This window comes from Nitrospirillum karajorum (assembly GCF_036348415.1).
Lineage (GTDB): Bacteria > Pseudomonadota > Alphaproteobacteria > Azospirillales > Azospirillaceae > Nitrospirillum > Nitrospirillum amazonense_B.
The window spans coordinates 1,600,609-1,617,917 of sequence record NZ_JAZBQB010000001.1; the positions used below are offsets into that span (position 1 = coordinate 1,600,609).

At 68.4% G+C, this 17,309-nt stretch carries 19 protein-coding genes and 1 pseudogene; 13 read left to right on the forward strand and 7 right to left on the reverse strand.

The genetic code is table 11. The annotated features are described in order from the left end of the window. The first annotated feature begins 641 nt into the window (after nucleotides 1-641). The 3 genes from UCD39_RS07015 to UCD39_RS07025 all read left to right on the forward strand — a co-directional run bounded on the left by UCD39_RS07015 (nucleotide 642) and on the right by UCD39_RS07025 (nucleotide 4,627). Nucleotides 642-1,343, forward strand: coding sequence for an AMIN domain-containing protein (locus UCD39_RS07015; protein ID WP_330495327.1), 702 nt, complete (start codon nucleotides 642-644; stop codon nucleotides 1,341-1,343). Further along, nucleotides 1,292-2,026 carry an N-acetylmuramoyl-L-alanine amidase family protein gene (locus UCD39_RS07020; protein WP_330495501.1) on the forward strand — a complete coding sequence of 245 codons (735 nt, stop codon included), beginning with the start codon at nucleotides 1,292-1,294 and terminating at the stop codon, nucleotides 2,024-2,026. The genes UCD39_RS07015 and UCD39_RS07020 overlap by 52 nt, the downstream gene beginning before the upstream one ends. Before the next feature lie 147 nt (nucleotides 2,027-2,173). Next, the gene (locus tag UCD39_RS07025; protein ID WP_330495328.1) at nucleotides 2,174-4,627 is read left to right on the forward strand and encodes a penicillin-binding protein 1A; all 2,454 of its coding nucleotides are present in this window, start codon (nucleotides 2,174-2,176) and stop codon (nucleotides 4,625-4,627) included. Between the two features lie 184 nt (nucleotides 4,628-4,811). Here the strand turns inward: UCD39_RS07025 and UCD39_RS07030 are convergent, their stop codons facing one another. Further along, entirely contained in the window at nucleotides 4,812-5,630 is an 819-nt protein-coding gene (locus tag UCD39_RS07030) for an SDR family NAD(P)-dependent oxidoreductase (RefSeq protein ID WP_330495329.1), read from the reverse strand. Between the two features lie 152 nt (nucleotides 5,631-5,782). Between UCD39_RS07030 and UCD39_RS07035 the strand changes: the two genes are divergently transcribed. The 3 genes from UCD39_RS07035 to UCD39_RS07045 all read left to right on the forward strand — a co-directional run bounded on the left by UCD39_RS07035 (nucleotide 5,783) and on the right by UCD39_RS07045 (nucleotide 7,697). Next, the gene (locus tag UCD39_RS07035; protein WP_330495330.1) at nucleotides 5,783-5,923 is read left to right on the forward strand and encodes a hypothetical protein; all 141 of its coding nucleotides are present in this window, start codon (nucleotides 5,783-5,785) and stop codon (nucleotides 5,921-5,923) included. Next, nucleotides 5,917-6,720 (forward strand): GlxA family transcriptional regulator, encoded by an 804-nt coding sequence (locus UCD39_RS07040; RefSeq protein ID WP_330495331.1) that lies wholly within the window; start codon nucleotides 5,917-5,919, stop codon nucleotides 6,718-6,720. Before UCD39_RS07035 ends, UCD39_RS07040 begins: the two co-directional genes overlap by 7 nt. Nucleotides 6,721-6,800: 80 nt before the next feature. Then, the gene (locus UCD39_RS07045) at nucleotides 6,801-7,697 is read left to right on the forward strand and encodes a hypothetical protein (RefSeq protein ID WP_330495332.1); all 897 of its coding nucleotides are present in this window, start codon (nucleotides 6,801-6,803) and stop codon (nucleotides 7,695-7,697) included. A gap of 9 nt (nucleotides 7,698-7,706) precedes the next feature. On the opposite strand, the gene UCD39_RS07050 is transcribed toward UCD39_RS07045, so the two are convergent. After that, nucleotides 7,707-8,144, reverse strand: a complete 438-nt coding sequence (locus tag UCD39_RS07050; protein ID WP_330495333.1) for a MarR family winged helix-turn-helix transcriptional regulator — start codon at nucleotides 8,142-8,144, stop codon at nucleotides 7,707-7,709. Between the two features lie 114 nt (nucleotides 8,145-8,258). On the opposite strand from UCD39_RS07050, the gene UCD39_RS07055 reads away from it, so the two are divergent. The 5 genes and pseudogenes from UCD39_RS07055 (at nucleotide 8,259) to UCD39_RS07075 (ending at nucleotide 12,163) form a co-directional block, all read left to right on the forward strand. Beyond that, the gene (locus UCD39_RS07055) at nucleotides 8,259-9,683 is read left to right on the forward strand and encodes an MATE family efflux transporter (RefSeq protein ID WP_330495334.1); all 1,425 of its coding nucleotides are present in this window, start codon (nucleotides 8,259-8,261) and stop codon (nucleotides 9,681-9,683) included. 263 nt (nucleotides 9,684-9,946) lie between these two features. Further along, nucleotides 9,947-10,129 carry a DUF1843 domain-containing protein gene (locus tag UCD39_RS07060; RefSeq protein ID WP_040847170.1) on the forward strand — a complete coding sequence of 61 codons (183 nt, stop codon included), beginning with the start codon at nucleotides 9,947-9,949 and terminating at the stop codon, nucleotides 10,127-10,129. A gap of 59 nt (nucleotides 10,130-10,188) precedes the next feature. Then, nucleotides 10,189-10,368: a DUF1843 domain-containing protein gene (locus UCD39_RS07065; RefSeq protein WP_330495335.1), complete on the forward strand. Its 180-nt coding sequence runs from the start codon at nucleotides 10,189-10,191 to the stop codon at nucleotides 10,366-10,368. Between the two features lie 42 nt (nucleotides 10,369-10,410). Continuing rightward, nucleotides 10,411-10,593: a DUF1843 domain-containing protein gene (locus UCD39_RS07070; protein ID WP_145729397.1), complete on the forward strand. Its 183-nt coding sequence runs from the start codon at nucleotides 10,411-10,413 to the stop codon at nucleotides 10,591-10,593. A 140-nt stretch (nucleotides 10,594-10,733) separates the two neighbouring features. Then, nucleotides 10,734-12,163: pseudogene (locus UCD39_RS07075) on the forward strand (GDL motif peptide-associated radical SAM/SPASM maturase). A 3-nt stretch (nucleotides 12,164-12,166) separates the two neighbouring features. On the opposite strand, the gene UCD39_RS07080 reads toward UCD39_RS07075, so the two are convergent. The 3 genes from UCD39_RS07080 to UCD39_RS07090 are packed head-to-tail and all read right to left on the reverse strand — an operon-like array spanning nucleotide 12,167 to nucleotide 14,263. Continuing rightward, the gene (locus UCD39_RS07080; RefSeq protein WP_330495337.1) at nucleotides 12,167-12,715 is read right to left on the reverse strand and encodes a COG3650 family protein; all 549 of its coding nucleotides are present in this window, start codon (nucleotides 12,713-12,715) and stop codon (nucleotides 12,167-12,169) included. 4 nt (nucleotides 12,716-12,719) lie between these two features. Then, nucleotides 12,720-13,382, reverse strand: coding sequence for a guanylate kinase (gene gmk, locus UCD39_RS07085; protein ID WP_330495502.1), 663 nt, complete (start codon nucleotides 13,380-13,382; stop codon nucleotides 12,720-12,722). 11 nt (nucleotides 13,383-13,393) lie between these two features. Beyond that, on the reverse strand, nucleotides 13,394-14,263 hold the full coding sequence (locus UCD39_RS07090; RefSeq protein WP_330495503.1) for a YicC/YloC family endoribonuclease: 870 nt from the start codon (nucleotides 14,261-14,263) through the stop codon (nucleotides 13,394-13,396). Between the two features lie 242 nt (nucleotides 14,264-14,505). On the opposite strand from UCD39_RS07090, the gene UCD39_RS07095 reads away from it, so the two are divergent. Together UCD39_RS07095 and UCD39_RS07100 are read left to right on the forward strand one after the other, a co-directional pair. Continuing rightward, entirely contained in the window at nucleotides 14,506-15,279 is a 774-nt protein-coding gene (locus tag UCD39_RS07095) for an SDR family NAD(P)-dependent oxidoreductase (RefSeq protein WP_330495338.1), read from the forward strand. Between the two features lie 85 nt (nucleotides 15,280-15,364). Next, nucleotides 15,365-16,474, forward strand: a complete 1,110-nt coding sequence (locus tag UCD39_RS07100; protein ID WP_330495339.1) for an acyltransferase family protein — start codon at nucleotides 15,365-15,367, stop codon at nucleotides 16,472-16,474. Here UCD39_RS07100 and UCD39_RS07105 read toward each other — a convergent pair. Beyond that, nucleotides 16,459-16,689, reverse strand: coding sequence for a class I SAM-dependent methyltransferase (locus UCD39_RS07105; protein ID WP_330495340.1), 231 nt, complete (start codon nucleotides 16,687-16,689; stop codon nucleotides 16,459-16,461). The genes UCD39_RS07100 and UCD39_RS07105 overlap by 16 nt on opposite strands. Beyond that, nucleotides 16,659-17,135, reverse strand: a complete 477-nt coding sequence (locus UCD39_RS07110; RefSeq protein ID WP_330495341.1) for a class I SAM-dependent methyltransferase — start codon at nucleotides 17,133-17,135, stop codon at nucleotides 16,659-16,661. The genes UCD39_RS07105 and UCD39_RS07110 overlap by 31 nt, the downstream gene beginning before the upstream one ends. Nucleotides 17,136-17,309 lie beyond the last annotated feature (174 nt).

Sequence of the window (17,309 nt, forward strand, 5' to 3'; positions counted from 1 at the left end):
GCACGACGGACGGGCCCACCGGTGTGCCACCGTTTAGTGCCGAAGCGTCGGATCCCCATCGCCGCCGAGGGAAGAACACCCCGAAACGGCGCTTCCAGGAAGCGGCCAGCGGGGGGGCGGGCGACACGGACCTGGCGCCAGCCCCTATCCTTAATCAGGGGGCCGGCACCGGCTTCGTGGTTTCACAGGACCGAGCATCCCCTCAAGCGCCACGCCCACGGATCGCATCGCAGCGGACTTGGCTGGCTGCGGCACGGAACCCGGGGGCGACGCCCCCACCCCGGGAGGGGCGGGCCAGGATACTGGTTGTCGCGATTTCAAGATAAACACGGGGGGACCCATACTACAATCAAAAGAATCATGGCCCTCGGCGACTGGCCGCGACCGGGCCTTGTTTTGGACGGGCCGGGTGGGGCGGGCGCCGCCACCACACCGCCGCGCGCCCGCCGTTTCTTAGCCAGGATCTCATGATCATGCTTGAAGGGGTTGATTCGGCGGCGGTATAACGCTCCCTGGTACAGCCCGTCTCGTCTCGTTCGGGGGATCCTGTCTTGTCCGCCTTTGGGCGTCGACATCATCTGTTCTTGGCATATCGGGGGACGCGGCGCGCATCCCTCGCGGGTATCCTGGTGGGCGCGACGATGGCGGCCGGGCTTGCCCTGCTTTCGCCCGGTGCCGTCTCTCCGGCGGCGGCCGGCAGCCTGGGCACCCTGGGGGCCATGGACCTGGCGCAGGCACAGTCGTTGCGCATGCCCTCCGCCCCCAACCGCAGCGCCGTCCTGGCCGTGCGACTGGGCTTGCAGGGGGACCAGACCCGCTTCGTGTTGGAGATGAGCGCCCGCACCGATTACCACGTCACCACCTCCGTCAGCCCGACACAGGTGGTGATCGACCTGCCCGCCGTGACCTGGCAGGCGGCGCTGCCCGGCGCCGGCCGGGGCCTGGTCAAGGCGGTGCGCATGACCAACAGCCTGACCGGCTCCGCCCAGGTGGTGCTGGAAACCGATGGCCCGGCGCGCGTGGTCAATGCCGATTTCCTACCGGCGCGGGACAGCCATCCACCCCGCCTGGTGCTGGATCTGGCCCATGGCGACCTTGGCAGCCTGATGGCCGCCGTCGCCGGGCCGTCCGCACCGCCGCCGCCGCCGACAGCCCGGACGGAGGAAACGCCCGCCGTCGCCGTCCTGCCGGAGGCGTCACCAGTGGGGACGGGGGGGCCGTGGTGCCGGCCGCCAACCGCATCGGCGCCTTGCCGCCCGAGCCGCCGCCCAAGGCGGCCCCGGTGGTGGTGGTGCCGCCGGCGCCAGGGGCCAAGCCCACCCTGCGCGACCGGACGCCGCTGATTGTCCTGGACCCCGGGCATGGCGGTGACGACCCTGGTGCCACCGCCGTCACCGGGGTCTATGAGAAGGACATCACGCTGGCCATGGCCCGGGTGCTGGCCCGCGCCTTGGAGGCCACCGGCCGCTATCGCGTGGCGCTGACGCGCGACAGCGATGTCTTCATCCCCCTGCGTGACCGGCCAGGCAAGGCGCGGGCGCTGGGTGCCGACCTGTTCATTTCCCTGCATGCCGACATCGTGGTGGGCCGGTCCGTGCGCGGCCTGTCGGTCTACACCCTGTCGGACAGGGCCACCGACCGCGAGGCCGACATGCTGGCCCAGCGCGAGAACCGGTCCGACGCCATCGCCGGCCTGGATCTGGCGGACCAGAGCACGCAGGTCGCCAGCATCCTGATCGACCTGGCGCAGCGCGACACCCGCAACCAGTCGCGGCGCCTGGCCAACCTGGTGGTGGAGTCGGTGGGGCGGGATATCGCGCTGCTGAATTCGCCCCTGCGCTCCGCCGGCTTCGCCGTGCTGACGGCGCCGGACGTGCCGGCCATCCTGGTGGAGATGGGCTACCTGTCCCATCCCACCGACGCCCGCCTGCTGACCACGGACAGCCACCGCCGGCGCTTCGCCGCCGACATGGTGCGCGCCATCGACAGTTATTTCGGGCCCCGACGGCCCGCTTCGCGCAAATAAGCCATAATCGTGTCGCGTTAGCTTCCGGCGGCAGTCGTGCGCCTGGGGCATGCGCGCCGCCGCCGGCCGGACGGCGACAGGGCGGGCGCTTCCTGCTAGGGTGCCGCCGTCTTTTGGTCTCATCGCCTGCGGGTGTCGGTCGGTTCCATGCGCATTATCGTCAAGCTGTTGGTCGTGCTGTTGATTCTGGCGGGGGCCGGCTGCGTCGGCCTCTACCTGGGCTATCGCCATTACGCGGCCGACCTGCCGGACTATCACCAGCTGGTGGATTACCAGCCGCCCACGGCTACCCGGGTGCAGGCCGGCGACGGCCGGCTGATCGCGGAGTTCGCGGCGGAGCGGCGGGTGTTCGTGCCCATCAGCCTGATCCCCAAGCGCGTGCGGCAGGCCTTCGTCTCGGCCGAGGATCAGAACTTCTACCAGCACGGTGGCGTGGACTGGCTGGCCATCGCCCGCGCCATGGCCACCAACGTGGAACGGGTGGGGCAGGACCGCCGGCCCATCGGCGCCAGCACCATCACCCAGCAGGTGACGCGCCTGTTCCTGCTGAACAACGAGGTCAGCTACGTCCGCAAGATCAAGGAGGCCATCCTCTCCTACCGCATCGAGGATGCGCTCTCCAAGGACCGCATCCTGGAGCTGTACCTGAACGAGATTTTCCTCGGCAACCGTTCCTTCGGCGTCGCGGCCGCCGCGCTGAACTACTTCAACAAGTCGCTGGATGAGCTGACGGTGGATGAGGCGGCCTTCCTGGCCAGCCTGCCCAAGGCGCCAGACCGCTATTACCGCGACCGCTTCCACGACGCCGCCATCGCCCGCCGCAACTACGTGCTGGGCCGCATGGCGGAGGATGGCTACATCACCACCGCCGAGGCCAAGGAGGCGCAAGGTCGGCCGCTGACCTTCCGCGACCGTCATGCCGAAGGCCAGGTCGATGCCGATTACTTCGTGGAGGAGGTGCGGCGCGAGCTGCTGTCCGTCTACGGTAAGTCCAAGCTGTATGAGGGCGGCCTGTCCATCCGCACCACCCTCGATCCCAAGCTGCAGCAGGCGGCGGTGGAGGCCCTGCGCCATGGGCTGGAGGCGTTCGACCGCCGCAAGGGCTGGCGCGGGCCCGTGGCCCACCTGGACGGCCCGGCCAACTGGCAGGACCAGCTGGCCAAGGCGACCCCGCCGGCCGGTGGCGAACGCTGGCAGTTGGCCGTCGTGCTGAAGGCCGATGGGGAAGAGGCCGCCATCGGCCTGAAGGACGGCAGCCAGGGCAAGCTGCAGCCGGCCGATGTGCGCTGGGCCAAGCGCGCCACCGCCCTGACCGCCGGCGATCTGATCATGGTCGAACCGGCAATGTCGGAGGCCAAGCCGGCGTCGAAGGGCCAGAAGGCGGAAGAACCGGCGCCCATACCCGGCGTCTATGCTCTGCGCCAAATTCCCGAGCTGCAAGGCGCCGTCGTGGCCATGGACCCGCGCACCGGCCGCGTGCTGGCCATGAGCGGCGGCTTCAGCGCCCGCATCAGCGCCTTCAACCGCGCCACCCAGGCCAACCGCCAGCCCGGCTCCGCCTTCAAGCCCTTCGTCTATCTGGCCGCCTTGGACCGGGGCTTCACCCCCTCCAGCCTGGTGCTGGATGCGCCCTTCTCGCTGGAGCAGGGGCCGGGGCAGGAGAAGTGGCGGCCCAGCAACTACACCGACCAGTTCTATGGCCCCACGCCGCTGCGCGTGGGCATCGAGAAGTCGCGCAACGTCATGACCGTGCGCCTGGCGCAGAACATCGGCATGCCGGCGGTGGTGAATGAGGCCAAGCTGTTCGGCATCAGCGACCATCTGGCGCCGGAACTGTCCATGGCGCTGGGTGCCGGTGAAACCACGGTGCTGAAGCTGACCACCGCCTACGCCATGCTGGACAATGGTGGCAAGCGCATTACCCCCACCTTCGTCGACCGGGTGCAGGACGCCAGCGGCAAGACCATCTACCGCCACGACCAGCGGGCCTGCGAGGGCTGCCAGCTGACGCCCGGTTCCGTCGCCGCAGGCGCCGACGTGGGCGCCGTGCCGGATGTGCCCGACACGCGTGAACAGATCGAGGACCCCCGCACCGTCTACCAGATCGTCAACATCCTGCAGGGCGTGGTCGATCGCGGCACGGCGGCGGCGCTGCGGGTGCTGGGCAAGACCCTGGCCGGCAAGACCGGCACCACCAACGACAGCCAGGATGCCTGGTTCGTCGGCTTCTCCCCCGACCTGGTGTTCGGCGTCTTCACCGGTTATGACCAGCCGCGCTCCCTGGGCGACCATGAGACGGGCGCCTCGGTCGCCGTGCCCATCTTCAAGGAGTTCATGGAGACGGCGCTGGCCGACAAGCCCTCGCTGCCCTTCCGCGTGCCGCCCGGCGTGCGCCTGGTGCGCGTCAACCCCGAGACCGGCCGTCTGGCCGAACCCGGCGACCGCAAGGCCATCTGGGAAGCTTTCATCCCCGGCACCGAGCCCAAGGGCGGCGAAGGCGTGCTGGACGGCGGCGACGGCGGCAGCGTCTGGGTGCAGGCCACCCCGGCAGCGCAGCAGCAGGGCACCCAGATGGGGACGGGGACGGGGACTGTGTACTAAGCGTGCCTCAGGCGCCGGCAGGCCATCCGGCCCTTGGCTGTCCTCGGTTTCCAGCCCACTTTGTTCCCCAGAAACCCCGGCGGCCGCGGTCGCGGCCTACAGCGTGAAGGCTCACGCCACTGATGGGTGTGAAAAAGCGGGCCTCCCCGGTGATGGGGCGGCCCGCTTCGTTTCGCGCTGTCGCTTACGCGGCCGGCTTCAGGCGGGCGGCGGCGCTGGCGTGGGACAGGTTGGGCTTCAGCTTCTGGCGGGCGTCCTCATAGGCCTGCCAGTCGGCGGCATCCGGCAGGGCGGGGATGGTGATCAGTTCACCTTGGTCCAGGCCCGCCAGCGCGGCGTCCACCATCTCCTCCGCCGGCATCACGATCTCCTGCGGCAGGTGTTCCACCGGCACGCCGGCCACCCCCCAGAATTCCGTCCGCGTGGCGCCAGGCAGCACTGCCTGGGCGCGCAGGCCCTTGCCCGCCAGCTCATGGTGCAGCGACTGGGTGAAGGCGACGACGAAGGCCTTGGTGCCGCCGTAGGTGCCGTTCAGGATTTCCGGCGCGATGCCGGCGATGGAGGCGATGTTGATCACCAGGCCCCCGCCGCGCTTCACCAGGCCGGGCACGGCGGCGTAGGTCAGGCGGGTCAGGGCGGTGACGTTCAGCTGGATCATGGCCTCCATGGCGTCCACATCCGCGTTCAGCAGCGGTGCCGTGGCGCCCACGCCGGCATTGTTCACCAGGGCGGTGATGCGGGCGTCCTCACGCAGGCGGGCCTCCACGGCGCGCAGGTCGCTGGCCTTGGTCAGGTCGGCGGTCAGCACCTCCACCGTGCGGCCGGTTTCGGCGGCCAGGCGCTGGGCGCGCTCCTGAAGACGGCCAGCGTTACGCGCCACCAGGATCAGGTCATAGCCGCGGCGGGCCAGACGGTCGGCATAGATGGCGCCGATGCCGGAGGAGGCGCCGGTGACGACAGCGGTGCCTTTCGGGGCGGTGCCTTTGGTGGAAATGGTGCTCATGATCCGGTTTCCTTTCGCTTGGACACCGGCGGGCCGCCGGCGTTGACAAGGGCAGGATAGCGGCGCAGGGTCTTGTCACGAATGTCATTGATGCCACTTTTCAGGACATATCGCTGCCCACCCTGACCTGATCCCCTGATCTGGAGAGCCCCATGCGCCGTGTCGGTGTCGTCGTCTTCCCCGGTTTCCAGATCCTGGATCTCGTGGTCGTCACGGTGTTCGAGGTGGCGAACATCCTCGCCGGCCGGCCGGTCTATGACGTGCACCTGGTGTCGGAGATGGGGGGATGGTGACCAGCTCCTCCGGCGTGGCGGTGCAGGCCCAACCGCCGGGGGACCTCAGTTATGACACGCTCATGGTCGCCGGCGCCCTGGACTTGGCTGTGGTGCCCGCCAGCCTGGCGGTGTTCGTCCGCGGGGCGGCCCGCGTCTCCCGCCGCACCGCCAGCATTTGCACGGGCGCCGCCATCCTGGCGCGCGCTGGCCTGCTGGAAGGGCGGCGGGTTACGACCCACTGGCTGGTGGCCCGCGCCCTACAGCGGGAATTCCCCACCCTGCGTATGGAGGAGGACCGCATCTTCATCCAGGACGGACCCATCTGGACCTCGGCCGGCATGACCGCCGGCATCGACCTGGCGCTGGCGCTGGTGGAGGAGGATCTGGGCGCCGACATCTCCCGCGCGGTGGCGCGCAAGATGGTGGTGTATCACCGCCGCCCGGGCGGGCAGTCCCAGTTCTCCGCCCTGCTGGAACTGGAACCGCGCTCCGACCGCATCCAGACGGTGCTGCGCTACGCCCGCGAGAACCTGAAGGAGGATCTGTCGGTGGAACGGCTGGCCGAGGTGGCGCACCTCAGCCCCCGGCAGTTCAGCCGCGCCTTCCATGCCGAAACCGGCCAGTCGCCGGCCAAGGCGGTGGAGAATTTGCGTTTGGAGGCCGCGCGCGTGCTGATGGAGGAGGGGCGCCATCCCATCGAGATCATCGTGCGCGAAACCGGCTTTGGCGATCGGGAGCGCATGCGCCGCGCCTTCCTGCGCGCCTTCGGTCAGCCGCCCCAGGCGTTCCAGCGGACCGCGCGGCTCAGCGCCTGATTAAAATCGATTTTAATCGGAGGGGTAACGGGTCCGATATATACGGGGAAATATAACGAAGCCCCATAAGGACCCTCATCATGATCCGCCACGCCTCCTTAGGCGCTGTGGTGTCAAGCGTGCTTGCCTTTGGCGCGCTGACCGGCACGGCTTGCGCCCAGAGCACCGACGTCCTCAGCGATTATTTCAACAACTGGTACGCCCGCGTCGATCAGGCCCAATCCAACCAGCCTGGCTGGGTGACGCCGCTGGTCACCGTGACCCCCCGGCTGGAGCAGGAGTTCCGCTTCGACCAACTGAACCAGTACCAAGGCACCGGCGCCATGGTCCGTAACTATGGCGGCGGCAAGGGCCTGGAACTGATTCCGACCGCGACCACCGAGGTGGTACTGAACATTCCGCCTTATCAGGTGCGGTCCAATATCAAGCCGGTTCAGGGCTTTGGCGACGATCCCGTGCTGCTGGTGAAGCAGCGCCTGCTGTCCGCCAATGCGGACCCTCAGCGTCCTTGGGGCGGGGATTACATCGTCACCGCCTTCCTGGGATTTCAGGCACCCACCGGCATCAAGGCGTTCACCAACGACGCCTGGCTGGTCACCCCCACCCTGGCCGCCGGCAAGGGCTTCGGCCGGTTCGACGTCCAGGGCACCGTGGGTGTCGCCCTGCCCCTGGCGCATGAGGTCACCATCGGCCGGGCGGTGGCCACCAACGTCACCTTCCAGTATCACCTGGACGACTATTTCTGGCCGGAGCTGGAGGTGAACGACACCTATTGGTCCGGCGGCCTGCGCGACGGCAAGAACCAGGTACTGCTGACCCCCGGCATCATCTTCGGCCGCTTCCCGCTGGGGGGCCATTCCAAGGCCAATTTCGGCTTCGGCTACCAGTTCGCGGTGTCGCCCACGCTGCAACGCGAACCGGCGCTGACGCCGACCTTGGACCACGCCTGGATTTTCACCGGCCGCGTCTCGTTCTAGGCGGGCCGGTCAGGTTGGGATGCTCAGGCCGCCTAATGTCTGGCGCAGGGCGGCCGCCTCGTCCTCGCCATTGGCCGCCTCGAATTCCCGCTGGGCTTCCCGCCATAGGGGGGTGCCGGCGCGCAGGGCCTCGCGGCCCTTGTCGGTCAGGGTAATCTCATGGCTGCGCCGGTCGGTGGGGCAGGGGGTGGTCTGGATCAGGCCCTCCCGCTCCAGCGGGCGCAAATTCTTGCCGGTGGTGGTGCGGTCCAGATCCAGGCGCGCCGCCATCTCGTTCACCGACAGCGTGTCGGCCTCGTACACCATCGCCAGCATCGAGAACTGCGTTATGCGCAGACCGGTGGGCGCCAGCTTGGCGTCATAGAAATTGGTCATCCGCCGCGCCGCCCGCCGTAGGGCGCCGCAGTTGCAATGGGCGACGCCGTCGCGCTGCTGGTCGAAACTCATTCCGCTCTCCTTCCGCCGCTGTTTTATCAGGCGCTGGCGCAACGCGCCAGATAGGAGTATATGCGTCTATTTAAGAGCATATCCTCCTATTCCATCCAGATGGGGACGAGAATCATGACCACCGACATCGGCACGGCGCCGGCGGAGACCTTATCCGGGGCCGGGGAAAGCGACCGGGTGGAGGCCAAGCCCGCGCCGCCCGCCCGCCACGCGCTGCTGCATGGGCCCCTCTTGCCCACCATGCTGCGCTTGGCCCTACCCACCATCGTGGTCTTGGTCATCCAGACGGCCGTTGGCGTGGCGGAGACCTATTACGTCAGCGCGCTGGGCACGGATGCGCTGGTGGGGGCGGCCCTGGTGCTGCCGGTGTCCATGCTGATGACCATGGTGGCGGCCGGCGGTATCGGCGGCGGCGTGGCGGCGGCGGTATCACGTGCCATGGGGGCGGGACGGGTGCGCGATGCCAATGCCCTGGTGTTCCACGCCCTGGTTCTGGCCATCGCCTTCGGCCTGGTCTTCACCCTGGCCCTGCGGCTGGGCGGGCCGGCGCTGTATCGAACGCTGGGCGGCACCGGCGGGGCGCTGGACGCGGCGCTGTCCTATTCCGGCTGGCTGTTCGCCGGCGCCATTCCGGTCTGGATCATCAACCTCATGTCGGCCGTGCTGCGCGGCATCGGCAATGTGCGGGTACCGGCGCTGGTCACCCTGGTGGGGGCGGCGGTCATGATCCCGCTGTCGCCCTTCCTGATCTTCGGCATCGGGCCCATCCACGGCTTCGGTGTCGCCGGCGCCGGTATGGCGGTCAGCGGCTATTACACCGTGGCGGCGCTGGGGCTGCTGGCCTACATGGTGCGCGGCCGGTCGGGCCTGGTCCTGCGCCGGGTGCCGCTGGAGGGGCGGCTGTTCCGGGACATCCTGGGCGTGGGCGTCGTCTCGGCCCTCAGCGCCCTGCAATTGAACCTGATCACCCTTCTGGTGACGGGCGCCGTCGGCCGCTTCGGGACTGAGGCGCTGGCCGGCTTCGGCATGGGCTCCCGCCTCGATTATCTGCTGATCCCACTGTTGTTCGGCCTGGGCACGGCGGTGCTGACCCTGGTGGGCACGGCCATGGGGGCGGGCGATGGCCCCCGTGCCCGTCGCGCCGCCTGGATCGGCGCCTTGATGGGCGCCGGGGTGACGGAGGCGATTGGGCTGGGTGTGGCGCTGTGGCCATCCGCTTGGGTCGACCTGTTCAGCCATGACCCCGCCGTGCTCGCCCACGGCGCCCACTATCTGCGTACGGTGGGACCAATCTACGGCGCCGTCGGCCTGACCTTTATCCTGGGTTTCGCCTCCCAAGGCGGCGGTCGGCCCCTTTGGGCCTTCCTGGCTGGAACGGTGCGCCTGATTGTCGCGGCGGGCGTGGGATGGCTGGCCGTGGGTCTGGGCGCCAGCCTGGGCACCTTGTTCGCGCTGGTGGCAGCGGCTTCCATCGCGTCCGCTGCGCTCTGCATCACCGCCGCCCTGACCGGTGCCATTTGGCGGCCGGGGCGCGAGTGATTCCATCTGGTTGTATTAACAGATCATTGCGATCATTTAAGTTGACTTATGGGGCGTCTCAGGTCAGAAAAGTTTGGCGAATACAAAGAAGCCGTGGCCTGACCACCTTGCCGCTTGGGAGGCGGCGCCGATCCGTTGGACCCGCCCCCCGGTCCCGCAGGGACCGCCTTGTTTTGATCATTTCGTAATGTCAGGCCCCCGCCTTCGGGCGGGGCGGTCGCAGCCGTGCGCCTTCCGCGACCTTTCAAACAATGGGGAAGACAATGACGATCATTCAGCCCTATGGCGTTGCCATCACCCAGGCCATCGCGAGTGGTGACCTGGAGGAAATGAAACGGGCCAAGGCCTTGGCCGAAGATCATGTGCAGCGTTACGGCGACATCCCGACACTGCTGACTCACCTGAAGGCGGCCATCGCCAAGCTTGAGGCCGGCAAAACGCCCTGATCCCGCCGCTGGGAAGGGGCTTTTTTTTATCCGCAACCACAACTTATGAGGGATATATTGTGAGTCACATTCCCCTTTACGCCGTCGCCGCCACTCAGGCCATCGCCAAGGGCGACCTGACGCAGCTGAAGAGCCTGCACGCCGAGGCAGAAAAGCACCTGCAGGAGTATGGCGACGTCGCCGCCGTGCTGCAGCTGCTTAAGGTCGAAATCGCCAAGGCCGAAGCGGCCAAGCCCTGATCCCACCCCCTGATCCCAAGTACTGAATCCCGGAGGAAAACCATGTCATCCATTCACCACCTGTACGGCGTTGCCATCACCGACGCCATCGCCAAGGGCGACCTGTCGGAACTGAAGAAGCTGGCCGCCGAGGCCGAGGCGCATGTGCAGCAGTACGGCGACATCCCCACCCTGCTGACGCACCTGAAGCTGGAGATTGCCAAGGCCGAGGCGCGCAAGCCCTGAGCCTGGTGCCATCCATGAGACTGGCCGGCGCCCCCGGGGTGCCGGCCCATTTCAACACTCTTCAAGGGCTTTCCCCCATGGACAACAGCGCGTCCGCCTTGCCGCCCACCGATCAGGAGGTTCCCGTCCGCTTCCGCCGGATGGAGGACCACCACAACCTGGTGCCGGTGCATGTGGTGTGGGAGATCACGCTGGCCTGTAATCTCAAGTGCCAGCACTGCGGTTCCCGCGCCGGCCGGCCCCGCGCTGATGAGCTGACGACGGCGGAGGCGCTGGATCTGGTGGACCAGCTGGCCGCCCTGGGCACGCGGGAGATGAGCCTGATCGGGGGGAGGCGTATCTGCGCCGCGACTGGATCGACATCGTGCGCCGCTGCCGCGACCATGGCATGCGCACCGCCATCCAGACCGGCGCCCGCAACCTGACCGATGCCCGGCTGGACCAGGCGGTGGATGCGGGCCTGCAAGGGCTGGGTGTCTCCATCGACGGCTTGCCGGAACTGCACGACCGGGTGCGCGGTGTCCCGGGATCCTACGACCAGGCCATCAGCGCCCTGCGCAGGGCCAAGGCGCGCGGGCTGGATGTGTCAGTCAACACCCAGATCGGGCCAGAGACGCCGGCCCATTTGCCGGAGTTGATGGACCGCATCATCGAGGCCGGCGCCACCCATTGGCAGATCCAGCTCACCGTGGCCATGGGCAATGCCGTCGACAATCCCGACCTGCTGTTGCAGCCCTATCAGTTGATCGACGTCATGCCCTTGCTGGCCCGCCTGTATCAGGAGGGGGCGGAGCGCGGCCTGCTGATGATCGTGGGCAACAACATCGGCTATTTCGGCCCGTATGAGCGCATGTGGCGGGGCTATGGCGATGAGACCATGCACTGGACCGGATGCGCCGCCGGCCAGACCGCCATCGGCATCGAGGCCGATGGCACCATCAAGGGCTGCCCCTCGCTGGCGACCTCGCTCTATTCCGCCGGCCATGTCCGCGACATGACGGTGGAGGACATCTGGCGCCATACCGAGCGCATCAGCTTCGGTCGCCTGCGCTCGGTGGACGAGATGTGGGGCTATTGCCGCACCTGTTATTATGCCGACGCCTGCCGCGCCGGCTGCACCTGGACGTCCGAATCGCTGCTGGGCCGCCGGGGCAACAACCCCTACTGCCATCACCGGGTGCTGGATCTGGCCAAGCACGGCCTGCGCGAACGGGTGGTGAAGGTGAAGGAGGCGCCGCCGGAGAGCTTCGCCATCGGCGAATTCGCCCTGATCACCGAGGCCATCCCCGGCGTGACGGACGCGCCCCCCCTGCCGGCGCGCGACCCCGCCCAGGTGCACATCCACCCCCGCGAACGCGCGGCCGGCGGCGGCACCACCCCGCCGAAGCTGGACGTCTGCCGGGGCTGTGACCAGTACATCTGGCCGCATGAGGAGACTTGTCCCCACTGCGGTTCAGACGTGGCCGCCGAGGCCGCCCGCCACGCGGAGGACACCGCCCGCCGCCGCGCCCTGATAGAGCAGGCCAAACGCTTCCTGGCGGGGGTGCGGGCGGCGGGGACCGCAGAGTAGCGCTTAGGGCTGACCCGCCGCCAGCGCGTAGGGATGATGATCAGCAGTCAAGTCGATCACCACCGTGCCTTTGGCCCCCTGGGGCAGGGTGGGGATGCTGGCCAGCGACGGATTGCCGGGATAGCGCGTGCCGGTGAAGGCCAGGGTGACGGCCCCCCGGTCGCGTGCGGTGACGCTGATGTCGTGCCAGCCATTCGTGACGTGGTCCAACACGCGGATGGGCGGTGACATGATGGTGGTTTTGGACACCACGCGGTAGCTGCCGCCCTCGGGCGTCAGGACCAGCAGGGTGCAGCCGCCGCTGCCGCACCACTCCTGACCGGCCAGATAGACCAGCACCTGTCCACCGCGCTTATCCAGATCCACAGAAGCGGCGACGTAGGGCGGCCATTGCGGGTTACGCTCCGCCGCCGGCGGCAGCTTCAGATAGGCGTCCAAGAAGGTGGACAGGGGCGCCGGCTCGGCGTTGGCGGCGCCGGCCGGCATCACGGAAGGGGCGGTGATCAGGGCCAATAGCGCCACCGCCAGCAAGGGCAAAAGGTAGCGGCGCATCGCCTCACACCCCCGCCTGCAGGCCCTTCACGAACTCCGACAGGCCCACCTGGCGGCGGCGCACCAGGCGTTCGGCGGTCAGGATGGCGTGGGCCTTGGCGACGGAGGTGTCCACGTCGTTGTTGATGATGACGTAATCGTACTCGGCCCAATGGCTCATCTCGTTGGACGCCTTGCTCATGCGCTTGGCGATCTCGGCCTGGCTGTCCTGGGCGCGGCTGGTCAAACGGCGTTCCAGTTCGCGGGCCGACGGCGGCAGGATGAAGATGCTGACCAGGTCGTCGCGGGCCTTTTCCTTCAGCTGCTGCGTGCCCTGCCAGTCGATGTCGAACAGCACGTCGCGGCCGCTGGCCAGCGCCTGCTCCACCGGCTCGCGCGGGGTGCCGTAGTAGTTGTCGAAGACCTTGGCGTATTCCAGCAGCTTGCCCTGGTTCACCATCAGGTCGAACTCGGTCAGGCTGGTGAAATGATAGTCGACGCCCGCCACCTCTCCCGGCCGCTTGGCGCGGGTGGTGGCGGAAACCGACATGGTCAGCTCCTGGTCCTGCTCCAGCAGGCGGCGGGCGATGGTGGTCTTGCCCGCACCCGAGGGTGAGGACAGCACCAGCATCAGGCCACGGCGGTGCATGTAGGGGGGCAGGGCGGGGGATGGGGTGTCGGCGGTCATCTCGGGCATGCTCATTCGATATTCTGGACCTGTTCGCGGAACTGCTCGATCGTGGCCTTCAGCGACAGGCCGATGCGGGTCAATTCCACGTCGGCGGACTTGGAACAGAGGGTGTTGGCCTCGCGGTTGAATTCCTGGCACAGGAAGTCCAGCCGGCGGCCCACGGCGGCGCCCTCGGCCAGCATGTCGCGGGCCTGGGCGATGTGGGCGCGCAGGCGGTCCAGTTCCTCCCGCACGTCAGCCTTGGCGATCAGCAGCGCCGCCTCCTGGGCCAGGCGCTCCTCCGGCAGGGCCGGCACGGCCTCCAGCAGGGCCTGCACCTGGGTCTTCAGCTTGTCGCGCAGGGCGGCCGGCTGAAGGGCGGCGGTGTTGGCGGCGGCCTCGGTCAGCGTGGCGATCTCATCCAGGTGGCCGGCCAGCACCTCGGCCAGGCGGGCGCCTTCGGCCAGGCGGGCGGTGGACAGCGCCTGGATGGCCTGGGTCACGGTCTTGGCCATGGCGGCCTCCAGCGTCGCCCGCTCCTCCGGCTGCTCCGTCTCTTCGCCGGTGTCGATGACGCCGCGGATGGCCAGCAGCGCGTCCAGCCGGGGCGGGGCGGCGCCGGCGCCCTCGATCTCCCGCGCCAGTTCCAGCACCTGGGCCAGGAATTCGCGGTTCAGGCGCAAGGGGGCCGTGGTGGTGGCGCGGTTGACCGTCAGGTTCAGGGTGACGTTGCCACGGCGGATGAGGCGGTTCACCTCCGTCCGGGCCAGCGCCTCGATGGCGTCGAAGCCGGAGGGCTGGCGGGTGCGGAGGTCAAGGGCGCGGCCGTTGACGCTTTTCACCTCGACGATCCACGAAATGCCGCCAAGCGCACCTTCGGTGCGGGCGAAGCCGGTCATGCTGGCGAGAGGGGCGGTCTTGCTCAAAGGGTCGGATCCGGAGTACGGGGAGGGCGACAGGGACGCATCGGCGCGCTGCCGCTGGACCGGCGGCGAGACATGCTGCATCGTCTTGAGCCCAGGGTTATAGCCCGTGGGGGCGGCGACAAACAAGCAAGCGCCACAGGCGCCTGCGGGTTGCGGGCTTTGCGGTAAGCGCGGGGGCCATGCTCCATGACGAGACAGGCGAAGGGGGACGGGCGGTGCAGTCGCCGAACAGTATTCTGATCACCGGCGCGTCCAGCGGCATTGGCGAGGCCTTGGCCCTGGCCTATGCGGTGCCGGGACGCCAGCTGTGGCTGACGGGTCGTGATTCGGCGCGGCTGGCGGCGGTGGCGGATGCTGCGCGCGCCAAGGGCGCGCGGGTCACGGCGTCGGCATTGGACGTGCTGGACCGCCAGGCCCTGGGCGACTGGATCCGGGCCGCTGATGACGGGGTGCCCATCGACCTGGTCATCGCCAACGCCGGCATCTCCGGCGGCACGGGGGGCGGGGACGGGCTTTCCGGAGAGACGGAGGAGCAGGCGCGCCGCATCCTGGCGGTGAACATCGAGGGTGTGCTGAACACCATCCACCCCCTGATTCCGCGCATGGTGGCGCGCAAGCGGGGGCAGCTGGCGCTCATGTCCTCCCTGGCGGCCTTTCGCGGCATGCCCGGCGCCCCGGCTTACTGCGCCTCCAAGGCGGCGGTGCGGTCGTACGGCGAGGGGCTGCGGGGGGAGCTGATGGGCCAGGGGGTGCAGGTCACCGTTATCTGTCCCGGCTTCGTGCGCAGCCGCATGACGGCGGTCAACACCTTTCCCATGCCCTTCCTGATGGACGCGGACAGGGCCGCGCGCATCGTCGTGCAGGGCCTGGCCGCCAACCGGGCGCGCATCGCTTTCCCCTGGCCAACCTATGCCGTGTCCTGGCTGCTGGGCGTCCTGCCCCCCAGCTGGACCGACGCCCTGCTGGCCCAGGCGCCGCGCAAGGCTTAGAAGCCAACTTCTTCAAATGGGACATACGCCTTTGGGTGCGAGAACAATACGTGATGGTGCCGTTTCCGGGCGGGGGGAAGCCCATTTGGCGCCGCCCAAGCTGGCGACCCTGGAATGGGGGCGCTTCCTGGCCGCGACAGCGGTCGTCTTCGGCCATACGGGCCCTAACGTTGACAAGCTGGCGGCGCCGGGCGTGGGGCCCGTGCTGGGCGGATGGCCGGCGCCCGGTGCGCTGGGCGTGACCTATTTCTTTGTCCTGTCCGGCTTCGTGATGATGATGGTCCATGCCGGCGATTGGGGCGACATCGCCGCCGTGCCGCGCTTCTGGTGGCGCCGCCTCTGCCGAATTTATCCCGCCTACTGGCTGGCGTTGCTGATCCCGTTTTACTTCCTCCATTCCCTGATCACGCCGGAAGCGGCCATACCGATGATCCTGCTGTCACCGGGGCATGATCGGGAGTTCATACCGGCGGCCTGGACCTTGCGGCATGAACTGGTCTTCTATTTCTTCTTCGGCCTGGCCCTGATACCCCGGCTGGGACCCGTCCTCCTGGCTGTCTGGGTCTTCGCCACCTTTTGGCGCTGGATACCGTGGCCGGTCCTGGACATGCTGCATCTACCGCGCTCGGTATGGCTGAGCCAAGTGGCCAATCCCTGGGGGATGCGGGCGATCAGCTATTTCAATTTCTATTTCATGGCCGGCTTGGCCGCCGGATGGATATTCGTGAAGTTCCGTCCCGGGCGCCGGGCCAGTCTGGCCCTGACGGCGCTGGGGGGCGCTTTGGTCCTGGTGACGCTGCCCGACATCGGCTGGGGCAAGGAGTATGGCGGCCAGGTGATGTTCATGCGCATGGCGGTCCAGGTCGGGCTGCTCGTGCTGGGGTTGGCGGGATTGGAACGCCATGGCGTGTTGCGCGGGGGACGGCTCGCCCGCCGGGCCGGCGCCCTATCCTACCCGCTTTACGTCATTCACATGCCGCTGTTGCTGGCGCTGGAGATCACCCTGCCGAAACTCGCGCTGTCCGAGCCGGCGTTGCGCGGGGCCTTGGTGGCGGTGCTGGCGCTGATCTATCTCAGCGCCTGGCTGATCACGGTGCTGTTCGACCAGCCGGTTCAGCGCCTTCTCCGCGCTTGCGAACAGTGGATCACATCAAGGCTGCCGGGCTGGGCCGCCGTCCCTCAGTCCCGGGTGTAGCCCCAGACCGCCGCCGGCGGGATGTTGGACATGGCCCAGCCCAGGCGCTTGCCCGTCAGGCCCAGGGCCTGGCGGCGCAGGGGGGAGCGGAAGGAGTAGGTGAAAGCCAGGAACCGGCGGCCGCGCGGCATGACGGCATAGGCCTCATCCATGATCTGGCGCTGGGCCTCGGTCGGGATCAGGATCATGGGGATGCCGCAGACGATGGTGCCCACCTTGCCCACCCATTGGGGGGCAGCAGGGTGCGCACGTCCTTCACGTCACCCAGCAGCACGGTGACGCCGGGGAACTTGGCCGTCATGTAGGCGTGCAGTTCCTTGTCCCGCTCGATCACGAACAGGCGCGAGGCGGGAATGCCGGAGTCCAGCAGCGCCTTGGTGATGGCGCCCGTGCCGCCGCCATATTCCACCACGATCTCATCCGCCTCGCGCCGCACATGGCGGGCCATCAGGCGGCCCAGCGACGGGGCCGACGGGGTGATGGAGGCGATGGAGACGGGGTTGGCCGCCCAGCGGCGGAAGAACAGCCAGGCGGGGTTTTCGCTCGCCGGGCTGTGGGCGCGGGGGGCATGCCCGTGGCCGTGCGGATGGCAGCTTTTGGCGGCGCCCCGGGCGGCGAATTTCTTGCCGTTCAAGGTCGTCTCGGCGCGATCAGTCGGCATGGGTCAGGCGTTCCTCAGCATCGGCATTCCAGCGGCGGCGCGTCCCCCTGAGGACGGCATGTCCCCAGATGGGCGTAAGGCTGTTCAGGTCGTCGCTCCCCGGGTGGGAGCCCTGGGCCCCAGGCCCCGGGAACAAGTTTATGCACGGAACATAGGCGCACAGATGGCACGCAC